The sequence below is a fragment of the Xenorhabdus hominickii genome, from assembly GCF_002632725.1.
GTDB lineage: Bacteria > Pseudomonadota > Gammaproteobacteria > Enterobacterales > Enterobacteriaceae > Xenorhabdus > Xenorhabdus hominickii.
In genome coordinates this window covers 350,768-364,065 of sequence record NZ_NJAI01000005.1, presented here as the reverse complement: position 1 = coordinate 364,065, position 13,298 = coordinate 350,768, and the positions used below count along the sequence as shown (strand labels likewise).

Below are 13,298 nucleotides of genomic sequence, written 5' to 3'. Positions count from 1 at the left end.
ACTTAACGACCATTATTGACATACATACAAAAACGCATACACCTACAATGCCATATGCGTTAAATAAGGATGGAATTTCCACATGAAAAAATCGTTAGTTGCTGTAAGTGTTATTGTTGCTTTAGGTGCAGCATGGACAGGTGCCTCATGGTACACAGGTAAGCAAATTGAAAGTCGCATCGACCAAATTTTAGAAAAAGCAAATGCTAAACTTGCTGGTACCGGAGGGGAATTACAAAAGAAAGAATTCAAACGTGGCATTTTTAGTTCTGATGCTCTGTTAGTTCTCTCTCACAAAAATAACAAGGAAGAAAAAAACAAGGAAAAGAACGAAGATATCGTTTTCAAATCCAGGATCGACCATGGGCCATTCCCGCTTGCCGATATCGCAAAATTCAAGTTAGCACCTAAGTTAGCCTCCATACACACAGAACTTGAAAAAAATGATGTAACGGAAAAATTGTTCGAAATCACCAAAAGTAAATCCTTATTCGGTGTAGATTCAAGAATAGGCTATGACCAATCATTATATTTCGATATCAATATTATTCCTGTTGAGTACAAAGACGAAGCAACAGGCGACAACCTGAGCTTCTCTGGAGCAACAATTACTGTTGATACCGATAATAAATTTAACAAATTTTCATCAACTGTAAAAAGCAATGAAGTAAAAATAGATTTCAAGAAAAATGAATCTATTGAGTTGAAAAATATTGATTTTTCAATGGATACTAAAAAAAATAAATTTGATACCTACCTTGGTAATAGCAACTTCAATATCGGTGAGATCAAGCTAACCGGGTTAGACGATAATGACTTGTCTATTCAAGACGTAAAAACTGCTTCTGTTGTTGGAGAGGACAACGAGAATAATATAAACAATACAGTTTCTTTTAGTATTGACGGATTAAAAATTAAAGACATCGATTTTGGTTCAAGTAAATTCGTGTTCAGTCTGAATAATCTGGATGGTTTAGCATACAGTAAGTTCAATCAGGCATATTATGATTCTATTATCCAAGCAATAAAATCTGGTGACTTCGAGTCTCACGACAAGTTGGCAAATGCTGCAATGCTAGAATACCTTCCAACAATGCTGAAACACAACGCACAATTTAGTATAAAACCGCTTAGTGCTAAAAATAGTAAAGGTGAGAGTGCCATAAACTTCAACGTTACATTGAATAATTTTCCTGAAGATCTAAATTCCCTAATGCTAGGAGATTCTGAAGACATTATTCGTAAAATAATCAAAAACTTATCATTGGATATTAAGCTATCAAAACCTATGATAGTAGAATCTATCGCCTTGTCACAACAGCTCAAAGGTAAAGACAAATCGGCTGCTGAAACAGAAGGAAAACAACAGGTGCAAATGATGGCAGCACAAGGCACCGCCCTCAAACTCTTCACTGATACTGAAGATACAATTGGCCTCAATTTCCACTACGACAATGATAAAGTCAAATTAAACGACAAAGAGTCCAGCCTGCATCAATTCCTGCTTGATAATGGCCTTGTCGGATCCTATGATGATGTTGATGGTGAGCAAAATCAGCATAATGAGGCTGAGCTTCCTGTAGCTGAATAATCAGGATTTTGTTCAGGCTCTGCCAAAAGAAAGCACATGCTCAAAGTTAAAAAACCTGAATAGCTAACATATTAATAGTGCTTTCATTTTCTTGCCAGTCAACGTGTTGACTGGCTTTTTTGTATATGCAAATTTTGATAAGAAGGATAAAAAATGATTGACGCACGGCTTCCACTAATCGATTTACATCGTCATCTTGACGGCAATATTCGTCCTGAAACTATCTTGTCTCTTGCACGTCAACATAATATCCCTCTCCCTGCCAATGAACTGGAAGCATTACTCCCCCATGTTCAAATTATTGAGAACGAGCCCAACCTTGTCAGCTTTCTTCAAAAACTGGACTGGGGGGTTGCTGTTCTGGCTGATTTAGATGCCTGCCGCAGAGTTGCCATTGAAAACGTCGAAGACGTCATCAATGCAGGCTTGGATTATGCTGAATTACGTTTTTCTCCTTATTACATGGCAATGAAACATCAACTTCCCGTTGAAGGTGTTGTTGAGGCTGTCGTTGATGGTATCCATTCCGCCAGCCTACAACATGATATCCAGATCCGTTTGATTGGTATCTTAAGCAGAACTTTTGGTGAACAAGCCTGTACTCAGGAATTAGCTGGTCTTCTTGCCCATAAAAAACACATTACAGCATTAGATTTGGCGGGTGATGAATTGGGTTTTCCAGGCCATATCTTTGAACAACATTTTATTCAAGCACGTGATGCGGGCTGGAACATTAGTGTACATGCGGGTGAAGCTGCGGGTGCGGAAAGCATCTGGCATGCCATTCGTGATCTGGGCGCGACCCGAATCGGACACGGTGTTAAAGCTATCACTGATCCCGCTCTGATGGATTATCTGGCTGAACACCGCATTGGTATCGAATCTTGCCTGACTTCAAACCTGCAAACCAGTACTGTCAGTTCTTTGCAAGCTCATCCGCTGAAGCAATTCCTTGAACACGGCATTTTGGCGTCGATCAATACCGATGATCCCGCAGTAGAAGGTATTGAAATTCGTCATGAGTATAACGTTGCTGCACCTGCCGCCGGTTTGTCACCAGAACAAATTCGGCAGGCACAGATTAATGGATTAACAACTGCATTCCTTAGTGAAGCGGAAAAACAGGCACTGAAAACCAAAGTGGCAAATCGTTAATAACAAATCGTTAATAATAAGTAACATTTGAATAACGTTAAAGGCAGAAAATTAATCTGCCTTTTTTGATGTTGATCGCTGTGCATAATGCTGTGCAAGTACTGCACAGACCATCAATTGGATTTGGTGGAAAATCATCAGCGGCAACAGCATTACCCCCACCATTGACGCAGGAAATAATACATTTGCCATCGGCACGCCATTAGCAAGGCTCTTTTTAGAACCACAAAACACAATGGTAATTTCGTCTTCTTTGCTGAAACCAAATAAACGTGCGCTGTATACGTTAATCATTAAAACTACAGCCAATAAAAGACTACACACGGTACCAATCATAATGAGCGAATAAGCATCAATCTTATGCCAAATACCCTCCACCACTGCCTCACTAAATGCAACATACACCACCAGCAAGATAGAAGAACGATCCGTCATATTGATCAATTTTTTATGTTGCTCCACCCAATTAGTAATCAAAGGACGAGATAAATGCCCAGCAATAAAAGGCACCATCAATTGCAGAATAATATCTTTTATCGCTTGCCACGTATCGGCATGACTGCCACCTTCATGAGATTGAATCAAAAACCCCACCAACAATGGAGACAAGAACACACCTAACAAACTTGAAGCGGAAGCACTACATATCGCCGCGGCAACATTTCCTTTTGCAACAGAAGTAAAAGCAATTGCGGATTGCACAGTAGCAGGTAAAGCACAAAGATAAAGAAACCCCATGTAGACGGTAGGTGACATCCATTCCGGCACAATAAAATGCAGGCCCATACCTAGTATCGGAAATAGGACAAAAGTGCTAGCGAAAATCGCCAAATGCAAACGCCAGTGCCCTATCCCCGCCCAAATAGCCTCACGAGATAATTTCGCACCATGCATAAAAAATAACAACGCTATAGCCGCCGTTGTTAAATGCTGGAACCATTTTTTCGCCTCACCTTCACAGGGAAAAAACGATGCGATGATCACTACGGTAATCAATATCACCAAAAAAGGGTCGATTCTTAATTTTTGCAGTAAATTCATTAAAATAGCTCCACCATGTGCTTTGACGTGCTTTAATCTTCCACAGATTGCCAGAATGTTAATTAATTCTCTGGGTACTGCTATTAATCAACTAAAATGGTACGTTGTTCTTTAGCTGATTTTTCACCTGCTTCAATGAGTTTCATGATCAGAATGGCTTCATTGGCAGTTACCGGATTTGGCTTGCCAAATAAAATGGCATCACGAATAGCGGCATAATAAGCACCATAATTGCCGGGTAAAGTAGGAATCACCTTTGTAATCAAATCATCATCTTGTGACAACGTCACGGAACCATCGCGGGCATCATATCCCCAATCTGCCCGTGGTGGCCTTTCCCCCGCTTTCAAACGTTCTTCCTGTGGATCCAGCCCATACTTCATATAACTTCCGGCCATACCATGCAACGTATAAATAGGCGACTCTGTCGCTGCAAGCATTGTTGCATGTAGCATGACTTTCAAATCAGGATAATTGAGCTGCGCATGAAAATAATCCGCCGTCTCCGCATTCGGGCGTATCATGCCTAAATCAACGTTAATAGCTTTTGGTTTTCCAAAGAGTTGTACAGCCTGATCCAGTAAATGAGGGCCTAAATCGTACCAAATGCCACTTCCCGCACCGGCCGCTTCCCGCCAACGCTGACGAACAGCAGGCCGGTAGCGATCAAAGTGGGATTCATAATATTTCAATTCACCTAATTTATTTTCTTTAATGAGTGACTTCACAGTCAAAAAACCAGAATCCCAGCGGCGATTATGGAATACAGACAGCAATAAATTCGCCTCTTCCGCTTGTTTATTCAGTGATTCAGCTTGTTCCACAGTAATAGTAAAAGGCTTATCAACGACAACATGCTTACCTGCTGCCAACGCCTGTCGTGCCAGTGGATAATGAGTATCATTGGGAGTCGGTATCACAATAAGGTCAAGATCAGGATTATTAAAGAGAGCCTCTGGCGAAGAAACAACGGATACCATTGGCCAGTCTTTTTTGACTTTCTCTGCATCACTACTGGAAATTGCGACTAATTCAACATCGGATGTCCCTGCAAGCAATGGCGCATGGAATGTTTTACTTGCATAGCCATATCCCACTAAACCCACTTTTAAAATATCACTCATAACTGCCTCTAAAAAATGAACGGAAACAAGACATCAGAAAATATCACCACCTATCACTCGTTAGCAAATAATCCCGATTCCTGTGTTACTATCTCTTTTCTATATCAAAACACTCATGATGGAGTGACGATTTTTATGTATCAATCCAACGATTACTATCGCATTAACGGCTGGCTATTAGCACCTGCCGCTTATCTAATCATGACATTAATCTCCGCCAGTTTGATGCTGTTGCTATATACCATGATGTTTATCCAAAAAAATGAGGTCATTCATCAAGTCGATGGGAGTTTTACGACCATGTGGTATACCTCGGTATTCACCACGGCAATAATGTGGTGTTTTACTGCCTGGACATTGAAATTGCTTTTTATTCGTTCAAAACGTTTCCCACGTATTTTTATTATTTGGCTGATGATTTCAATTCTGATTGCCATAAAATCTTTTGCCTTTTCTCCCATTACTGATGAGATGGCAATACGTTCATTGTTATGGCCATTACTGGCTGCTGCCGTTTTCGTTCCTTATATTAAGCGTTCACATCGAGTAAAAATGACTTTCACACAAGATCGATAACATACCCCACAATTGATTGTTATCATTGCCCCACTTGCCTTCATCAAAGGTGGGGAATTTCTATTCAGATTACAAACAATATTTCATCTTCCAATATATTATTTTCAGGTATAGCAATGACTGAATACCTTCTTCTATTTATTGGCACAGTCTTGGTCAATAACTTTGTTTTAGTAAAATTTTTGGGTCTATGCCCTTTTATGGGTGTATCTAAAAAGCTCGAAACTGCCATTGGCATGGGGTTAGCAACAACGTTTGTTCTAACTCTGGCCTCTATCAGCTCATGGCTGATAAACACCTTTGTTTTGGTTCCACTCGATTTAGTTTATTTGCGCACCCTAAGTTTCATTCTCATCATTGCTGTCGTGGTTCAATTTACTGAACTGGCCGTCCGCAAAACCAGCCCGACACTTTATCGGCTCTTAGGGATCTTCCTGCCATTGATTACAACCAACTGTGCTGTACTCGGTGTCGCACTGCTGAACGTCAATCAATCTCACGGCTTTCTTCAATCAGCTGTATATGGATTTAGCGCTGCGGCTGGTTTTTCCCTTGTAATGGTACTGTTCGCTGCTATTCGTGAGCGTCTTGCTGTTGCCAATATTCCCGCCCCTTTTCGTGGTTCATCGATAGGGCTTATTACTGCAGGGTTAATGTCTCTCGCATTTATGGGCTTTAGTGGTTTGGTGAAATTCTAATGATGTCATTATGGATTGCTATCGGCGTATTAAGCGTACTCGGGTTAATCTTTGGCTTAATTCTTGGTTTTGCTGCCCGTCGTTTTAAAATAGAAGAAGATCCGATTGTTGAGAAAGTCGATAATTTGTTACCCCAAAGTCAATGTGGACAATGTGGTTATCCCGGCTGTCGTCCTTATGCGGAAGCGGTCGCCAATAATGGTGAGATGATCAACAAATGTGCTCCCGGCGGGGAGCAGGTTATGCTCAAAATGTCCGAGTTACTGGGTGTTGATCCACAACCGTTGGATGGCGATGACAGCATACAAAATCCTGCCAGAAAAGTGGCTTTCATTGACGAAGAAAACTGCATTGGCTGCACAAAATGCATTCAGGCATGTCCGGTTGATGCCATTATTGGTGCAAACCGTGCCATGCATACCGTTGTTGAAGATCTCTGTACAGGTTGTGACCTGTGTGTCGCTCCTTGCCCAACAGATTGCATCACGATGATCCCTGTCGCTACTACCACATCAAATTGGAAATGGGATTTAAATACGATCCCGGTAAAGAATATTATTCCAGTAAAAAATATTAACGTGACACTAGAACCTGTTTTTTTATCTTCCGTTAAGCCTGTTGAGGTTAAAAACAATGTTTAATCTGCTCAACTTGCTCAACAAAAATAAAGTCTGGGATTTTGAGGGCGGTATTCATCCACCGGAAATGAAATTGCAATCCAGCCGTACTCCTCTGCGTTATGCGCCGCTGCCAGATGAGTTAATCATTCCTCTACAGCAACATTTGGGACCAGAAGGTGAGCTACTGGTTAAAGCTGGTGATAACGTATTGAAAGGCCAACCATTGACGCTGGGAAGCGGCCGGACAGTACCTGTTCACGCTTCAACATCAGGAACAATTACAGCTATCGAACCTTGTGTCACAGCTCATCCTTCCGGATTGAAAGAATTATGCATCCGATTATGTCCTGATGGCGAAGATCGCTGGTGTGATCGAATCCAGACGCCCGATTACACGACACTTGATACTGACAATTTGTTACGACGCATTCAACAAGCCGGAATCGCAGGTTTGGGTGGTGCAGGCTTCCCTACTGCAATAAAACTAAAAGGTGGCCAACACAATCTCAATACATTGATTATCAACGCAGCAGAATGTGAGCCTTATATCACGGCTGATGATCGTTTGATGCGGGAACATGCCTACGAAGTTATCGAAGGTATCCGTATTTTGATGCATTTGCTCAATCCAAAGCAGGTGTTAATTGGGATTGAGGATAACAAACCCGAAGCCATTGATGCACTCAATGCGGCACTTAATGGTGATAAGTCTATTATTGTACGTGTTATTCCAACAAAATATCCCTCTGGCGGCGCAAAACAACTGACCAAAATCCTGACAGGGAAGGAAGTTCCTTCCGGTGGGCGTTCTTCTGATATCGGCGTACTCATGCAAAACGTGGGTACAGTGATGGCTATCAAGCGCGCAATTATTAACGGAGAGCCTCTCATTGAACGTGTAGTGACTCTGACAGGAGAAGCAGTCACCTCACCCGGTAACTTTTGGGCACGTCTCGGTACACCAGTTCAATTTCTGCTACAACAAGCGGGATTCAGTCCCAAATCAGAACAAATGGTCATTATGGGTGGGCCATTGATGGGCTTTACTCTGCCTGATCTCAGTGTACCCGTTGTCAAAATCAGTAACTGCATTCTTGCGCCTTCTACGCAGGAAATGGAACCCAACGAGATTGAAGAAGCATGTATCCGTTGTGGTTTATGTGTTGAAGCATGCCCTGCTGGGTTGTTACCTCAACAACTTTATTGGTTTAGTCGTGGAGAAGAACATGAAAAAGCCAAAAATCACCATTTGTTCGACTGTATTGAATGCGGTGCTTGTGCGTATGTGTGTCCGAGCAATATTCCTTTGGTTCAATATTATCGACAAGAAAAAGCAGAAATACGGGCTATAGATGCAGAATCCCGCCGTTCAGCAGAAGCAAAAATTCGCTTTGAAGCCAAACAGACACGTATGGAACAAGAGAAACTGGCTCGAGAAGAACGTCATAAAAAAGCGGCTGTTCAAGTCAGTGGCAACGATAAAAATGCAGTGCAGGCTGCCCTTGCTCGTGTGAAAGAAAAACAGAGTAATACTGGTGAGGCAATCACAGTACAAGCAGGCCAATCACCTGATAATGCCGCGGCAATTGCAGCACGCAAGGCCAGAAAAGAGCAATTACGTGCTCGTCAGGCAGAAAAACAAACTACTACAAATGTAGATACTGAAACGGTAGCACCGGTTGAAGATGATGATCCTCGTAAAGCCGCCCTCGCCGCCGCGATAGCCAGAGCAAAAGCGAAAAAAGCCGCTCAAAATCAGGCTGAACCAGCGCCGCAACAAACTTTTTCCGCTGAAGTGGAAGAAGTTGACCCGCGCAAAGCCGCTGTCTCGGCGGCTATTGCGCGCGTTAAAGCCAAGAAAGCGGCAGCTCAAGAAAAACAAGAAATTCCAACAGAATAGTGACATTTATCAATGAAATTCAGGCCAGTAAAAACTGACAATAACCAACTAAAAGTCGCGAGTTCGCCTTTTACACACAATCAAAAAAGTACCAGCCAAATCATGTTATGGGTGGTTTTAGCTGCCATCCCCGGCATAGCTGTACAAACGTATCTATTTGGCTATGGAACCTTGTTCCAGATCTTACTGGCAATTATTACCGCTTTGTTAGCTGAATCTGCGGTCATTGCACTTAAAAAACTATTGGTTATTCCTTACCTCAAAGATAACTCAGCTTTAGTTACGGGGTTACTTCTGGGAATTAGCCTACCACCACTAGCACCATGGTGGTTAATCGTGCTCGGGACATTTTTTGCCATCATTATTGCCAAACACCTGTATGGCGGGCTTGGGCAAAATCCATTTAATCCTGCGATGGTTGGCTATGTCGTTTTGCTTATCTCATTCCCTGTACAAATGACAAGTTGGATGCCACCAGAATCTTTACAGGTATTCACATTAACTCCTTGGGATAGCCTGATGGTTATTTTCTTTGGGCACTCGCCTGATGGATCTACCTTGTTACAACTGCAACAAGGCATTGATGGTCTGAGTCAGGCAACGCCGCTGGACAGTTTTAAAACCGGCAGACTGACCCATGATATCAACGAAGTGCTACAGCAACCGATATTGCAGGGAGTTTTGGCGGGCATTGGTTGGCAATGGGTCAATATCGCTTATCTGGTTGGCGGTCTGATTATGCTCAACCGAAAAGTGATTAACTGGCAGATCCCAACCGCATTTATTTTATCTCTGGGTGTTTGTGCATTGCTTAGCTGGTTGATTGACCCTATTCGTTATTCATCACCTTTATTGCAGCTCTTTTCCGGTGCAACCATGTTAGGTGCATTTTTTATTGCAACCGATCCGGTGAGCGCCTCAACGACGCCAAAAGGCCGTCTTATTTACGGTGCCATCATTGGGATACTCATTTGGGTAATCCGAGTCTATGGTGGTTATCCTGATGCCGTGGCATTCGCCGTATTATTAGCAAACATTTGTGTACCGCTTATCGACAATTACACACGACCTCGTGCTTACGGTCATAAATAGGGAAAATTGCCATGTTAGAAACTATGCGACGTCACGGTATAATCCTCGCAATTTTTGCGGCCTGTACAACTGGGTTAACGGCAATTGTTTATTTACTAACAAAAGACCAAATTGCCGAACAAGCCGCATTACAGCACAAGGTACTGTTAGATCAAGTTGTTCCTCCTAACTTATACAACAATAAAATGCAGGATGAGTGTTATCTTGTGACAGACAACGCATTGGGTAATCAACAACCTCATCACCTTTATCTTGCTCGTAAAGATGGCATTCCCGTTGCAGCCGCGTTGGAAAGTACTGCCCCTGATGGCTATTCAGGCGCTATTCAAATACTGGTAGGCGCTGATTTTTCTGGCAAAGTACTAGGCGTTCGCGTAACTGAACACCATGAAACACCGGGTTTGGGAGATAAAATAGATACCCGTATTTCCAATTGGATCTATTCTTTATCTGGGAAAAGAGTCGCTTCACATGATGATCACAATTGGGCGGTCAAAAAAGACGGCGGTGAGTTTGATCAATTCACCGGAGCCACTATAACGCCTCGCGCTGTCGTCAATGCCGCTAAACGGACAACCCTTTATCTGAAAACAGTGCCGACACAATTGTCTGTACTTCCAACCTGTGAAGATGGAGAAAAATAATCATGAGCGAAACCAAAAATCTATTTATTCAGGGGCTATGGAAGAACAACTCCGCATTAGTGCAACTTCTCGGACTTTGTCCTCTGTTAGCCGTTTCCTCCACCGCAACCAACGCACTGGGATTAGGATTAGCTACCACGTTGGTTTTGTTGAGTACCAATATTGCAGTGTCAGCTTTACGCCGTTGGGTTCCCAACGAAATCCGTATTCCCATTTATGTGATGATCATTGCGTCCGTCGTTAGTGCCGTCCAGATGCTAATCAACGCTTTTGCTTTTGGACTTTATGAATCATTGGGGATTTTTATTCCCTTGATTGTCACTAACTGTATCGTGATCGGCCGTGCAGAAGCCTACGCATCTAAGAACTCAATCTATCATTCAATGATTGACGGTCTTGCGATGGGGTTCGGTGCAACCTTTGCCCTGTTTGTATTAGGCGCGATACGTGAAATTTTAGGTAATGGCACCCTTTTTGATGGAGCTGATCTACTACTGGGCAGTTGGGCTAAATTACTGCGTATTGAAATTGTTCATATGGATTCGCCTTTCCTGCTCGCTATCCTGCCACCCGGTGCCTTTATTGGACTAGGTTTGATGCTGGCAGGAAAGTATCTTATTGATGAACGTATGAAAAATCGTTCAGAAAATAAAGAACGCCAATACTATATAGAAAAAAATACAATGTAGAAAAAAGCTGTGGAAGCTATATCACAAGAAGCTGAAGGTGCAACCAGATATGAACCAACAAAAACGGGTTGAGATACTTACCCGCTTACGGGATAACAACCCACACCCGACTACCGAATTGGTTTTCAACTCGCCTTTTGAATTACTGATATCCGTTTTACTGTCAGCACAAGCTACTGATGTTAGCGTCAATAAGGCAACAGCAAAACTTTATCCTGTTGCCAATACGCCACAAGCCATCCTTGATTTAGGGGTTGATAGTTTAAAAGAGCATATAAAAACCATCGGGTTATATAACACTAAAGCCGAAAATGTGATTAAAACCTGCCGGATATTGTTGGAAAAACACCAAGGTGAAGTACCAGACGATCGTGCAGCACTGGAAGCCCTGCCGGGCGTTGGCCGCAAAACAGCGAATGTTGTTTTGAATACCGCTTTTGGTTGGCCGACTATTGCCGTTGATACGCATATTTTTCGAGTCAGTAATCGGACTCAGTTTGCTCCCGGGAAAAACGTTGATGAAGTTGAGAAGAAATTATTGAAAGTCGTGCCGGCTGAATTCAAGGTTGATTGCCACCATTGGCTGATTTTGCATGGCCGCTATACCTGCATTGCCCGTAAACCGCGCTGTGGTTCTTGTATCATTGAAGATCTCTGCGAGTATTCAGATAAAACTGAATAATAAAGCCTTACTGAATTTTCACCTTCCTGTTTAATATCAAAGTCTGTCTCCTATTTAATCACTATAGGGGACAGACTTTGTACTTCAATTACCCTACTATACCTTTCATCTTTCAAACTGCCTCTTTGTTAACATTCCCTTATATTAAAAGGAACATAGATGAAAATCATTGACCTATTAGCGGCTCTTTTAATCACACTAATATGGGGCCTAAATTTCAGTGTAATAAAATTGGGATTAAATACCTTAGACCCATTTTTATTGGCTGGATTACGTTTTTCGCTATGTGCCTTCCCCGCTATATTTTTTATTCGCAGGCCTGATGTACCAATGAAAATCGTAGCACTGTACGGCATTATCTTCGGTGTGGGTTTATGGGGAATGGTCAATCTTAGTGTCAAGATGGGAGTATCAGCAGGAGTATCCTCACTATTGCTGCAATTTAGTGCTTTCCTCACCATTATCATGGGATGTATTTTCTTAAAAGAACGTATCCACCGTCATCAAATGTTAGGCTTTATCTTAGCATTGACAGGGCTAGGTTTTATTTTGCGTTTAACTGATGGTTCAATCACACTATGGGGCGTAATTATTGTGCTGTTTGGCGCCACAAGCTGGAGCATCGCAAATGTCATTATGAAAAAAAACAAAAGTAAAAATGTGTTCAGTTTTCTAGTTTGGTCTTGCTTATTTGCTCCACTCCCCCTGTTTTTGATGGGATATATCACCAATGGTTCTTTTGCATTCTCTAACCTCGGTGAAAATCTAAATGCTATGACAATATTTTCCGTATTATTCCAAGCTTATCCAACGACATTAATCGGTTACTGGGTATGGAATTCATTACTCAGCAAATACCCTGTCTCCAGTGTTGCCCCATTATCATTACTTGTACCTATATTTGGTTTTGTTGGTAGTACCATTATCTTTGGTGAAACTATCAGTATAGATAAAATCACCTCCTGTATTTTAATTCTGGCCGGACTCGTTATGTCATTATATGGCAAGCAATTCCATAAGGTTTATGACTGATCTCACCCAACATGATGGCAGCCAATCCGCTGTCATCACACGCAGAGCCGGCTCCTTTGGAATTAAATGAGAAATGCCCGGCTAACAGCCCTTCTTGTCTGGCTTCAGATTGTTCAAAAAACAGTTTACGAATTTTGTCCCAAATCTCGAACTTGTTTATATTACCTTCGCAAACATTTCCGCATATGAATGTAAATCATCTATATTTTTTCCAAGTGGATATTTTTGCCCTAATTCAATCAACCAGTGACTGAATCTGTCCAACAGAAATAACAACGCCTCCAACAACAGGGCGAGTAAGGATGGTAAATAAATAAACACTAAAGTCCTATCTCAACATAATCACGACGAAATCTTTCTTTTTTCGCTTGTTTAGGATTGATTGATTTTATGGTAGTTAAATTTAAAATTATGTTGTAACTAAATGAAGAGGGAAAATGAATTTTTTAAATTA

13 protein-coding genes are annotated in these 13,298 nt (G+C 41.8%); 11 read left to right on the top strand and 2 right to left on the bottom strand.

The window, feature by feature from the left end; genetic code table 11:
* Positions 1–82 precede the first annotated feature (82 nt).
* Together Xhom_RS16610 and add are read left to right on the top strand one after the other, a co-directional pair.
* Positions 83–1,591 carry a YdgA family protein gene (locus tag Xhom_RS16610; RefSeq protein ID WP_069315823.1) on the top strand — a complete coding sequence of 503 codons (1,509 nt, stop codon included), beginning with the start codon at positions 83–85 and terminating at the stop codon, positions 1,589–1,591.
* Positions 1,592–1,744: 153 nt separating this feature from the next.
* Entirely contained in the window at positions 1,745–2,746 is a 1,002-nt protein-coding gene (gene add / locus Xhom_RS16605) for an adenosine deaminase (RefSeq protein ID WP_069315824.1), read from the top strand.
* A gap of 51 nt (positions 2,747–2,797) precedes the next feature.
* On the opposite strand, the gene Xhom_RS16600 is transcribed toward add, so the two are convergent.
* Positions 2,798–3,787 carry a bile acid:sodium symporter family protein gene (locus tag Xhom_RS16600; RefSeq protein WP_069315825.1) on the bottom strand — a complete coding sequence of 330 codons (990 nt, stop codon included), beginning with the start codon at positions 3,785–3,787 and terminating at the stop codon, positions 2,798–2,800.
* Positions 3,788–3,870: 83 nt separating this feature from the next.
* A complete protein-coding gene (locus tag Xhom_RS16595; protein ID WP_069315826.1) occupies positions 3,871–4,911 on the bottom strand; it encodes an oxidoreductase in 1,041 nt (346 codons plus the stop codon).
* Between the two features lie 135 nt (positions 4,912–5,046).
* Here Xhom_RS16595 and Xhom_RS16590 point away from each other — a divergent pair, with 135 nt between their 5' ends.
* The 9 genes from Xhom_RS16590 (at position 5,047) to Xhom_RS16550 (ending at position 12,844) form a co-directional block, all read left to right on the top strand.
* Positions 5,047–5,487, top strand: a complete 441-nt coding sequence (locus Xhom_RS16590) for a DUF2569 domain-containing protein (RefSeq protein ID WP_069315827.1) — start codon at positions 5,047–5,049, stop codon at positions 5,485–5,487.
* 116 nt (positions 5,488–5,603) lie between these two features.
* Positions 5,604–6,185, top strand: a complete 582-nt coding sequence (rsxA, locus tag Xhom_RS16585; protein ID WP_069315828.1) for an electron transport complex subunit RsxA — start codon at positions 5,604–5,606, stop codon at positions 6,183–6,185.
* The gene (gene rsxB, locus Xhom_RS16580; RefSeq protein WP_069315829.1) at positions 6,185–6,826 is read left to right on the top strand and encodes an electron transport complex subunit RsxB; all 642 of its coding nucleotides are present in this window, start codon (positions 6,185–6,187) and stop codon (positions 6,824–6,826) included. Before rsxA ends, rsxB begins: the two co-directional genes overlap by 1 nt.
* Positions 6,819–8,705: an electron transport complex subunit RsxC gene (gene rsxC / locus Xhom_RS16575; RefSeq protein ID WP_069315830.1), complete on the top strand. Its 1,887-nt coding sequence runs from the start codon at positions 6,819–6,821 to the stop codon at positions 8,703–8,705. The genes rsxB and rsxC overlap by 8 nt, the downstream gene beginning before the upstream one ends.
* Positions 8,706–8,717: 12 nt before the next feature.
* Complete coding sequence (gene rsxD, locus Xhom_RS16570; RefSeq protein WP_069315831.1) at positions 8,718–9,797, top strand: electron transport complex subunit RsxD; 1,080 nt, start codon at positions 8,718–8,720, stop codon at positions 9,795–9,797.
* Positions 9,798–9,808: 11 nt separating this feature from the next.
* The gene (gene rsxG / locus Xhom_RS16565) at positions 9,809–10,441 is read left to right on the top strand and encodes an electron transport complex subunit RsxG (protein ID WP_069315832.1); all 633 of its coding nucleotides are present in this window, start codon (positions 9,809–9,811) and stop codon (positions 10,439–10,441) included.
* Positions 10,442–10,443: 2 nt separating this feature from the next.
* Entirely contained in the window at positions 10,444–11,130 is a 687-nt protein-coding gene (locus tag Xhom_RS16560) for an electron transport complex subunit E (protein WP_069315833.1), read from the top strand.
* Between the two features lie 49 nt (positions 11,131–11,179).
* Positions 11,180–11,812, top strand: coding sequence for an endonuclease III (gene nth / locus Xhom_RS16555; protein WP_069315834.1), 633 nt, complete (start codon positions 11,180–11,182; stop codon positions 11,810–11,812).
* A 159-nt stretch (positions 11,813–11,971) separates the two neighbouring features.
* On the top strand, positions 11,972–12,844 hold the full coding sequence (locus Xhom_RS16550; protein WP_069315835.1) for an EamA family transporter: 873 nt from the start codon (positions 11,972–11,974) through the stop codon (positions 12,842–12,844).
* The last annotated feature ends 454 nt before the right edge of the window (positions 12,845–13,298 follow it).

What these genes read in the sequence shown, in the direction of transcription:
- Xhom_RS16610 (WP_069315823.1), top strand. Translation starts at nt 83, where the DNA reads ATGAAAAAATCGTTAGTTGCTGTAAGTGTTATTGTTGCTTTAGGTGCA.
- nth (WP_069315834.1), top strand. Translation starts at nt 11,180, where the DNA reads ATGAACCAACAAAAACGGGTTGAGATACTTACCCGCTTACGGGATAAC.
- rsxB (WP_069315829.1), top strand. Translation starts at nt 6,185, where the DNA reads ATGATGTCATTATGGATTGCTATCGGCGTATTAAGCGTACTCGGGTTA.
- rsxD (WP_069315831.1), top strand. Translation starts at nt 8,718, where the DNA reads ATGAAATTCAGGCCAGTAAAAACTGACAATAACCAACTAAAAGTCGCG.
- Xhom_RS16560 (WP_069315833.1), top strand. Translation starts at nt 10,444, where the DNA reads ATGAGCGAAACCAAAAATCTATTTATTCAGGGGCTATGGAAGAACAAC.
- rsxC (WP_069315830.1), top strand. Translation starts at nt 6,819, where the DNA reads ATGTTTAATCTGCTCAACTTGCTCAACAAAAATAAAGTCTGGGATTTT.
- rsxA (WP_069315828.1), top strand. Translation starts at nt 5,604, where the DNA reads ATGACTGAATACCTTCTTCTATTTATTGGCACAGTCTTGGTCAATAAC.
- add (WP_069315824.1), top strand. Translation starts at nt 1,745, where the DNA reads ATGATTGACGCACGGCTTCCACTAATCGATTTACATCGTCATCTTGAC.
- Xhom_RS16600 (WP_069315825.1), bottom strand. Translation starts at nt 3,787, where the DNA reads ATGAATTTACTGCAAAAATTAAGAATCGACCCTTTTTTGGTGATATTG.
- Xhom_RS16595 (WP_069315826.1), bottom strand. Translation starts at nt 4,911, where the DNA reads ATGAGTGATATTTTAAAAGTGGGTTTAGTGGGATATGGCTATGCAAGT.
- Xhom_RS16550 (WP_069315835.1), top strand. Translation starts at nt 11,972, where the DNA reads ATGAAAATCATTGACCTATTAGCGGCTCTTTTAATCACACTAATATGG.
- rsxG (WP_069315832.1), top strand. Translation starts at nt 9,809, where the DNA reads ATGTTAGAAACTATGCGACGTCACGGTATAATCCTCGCAATTTTTGCG.
- Xhom_RS16590 (WP_069315827.1), top strand. Translation starts at nt 5,047, where the DNA reads ATGTATCAATCCAACGATTACTATCGCATTAACGGCTGGCTATTAGCA.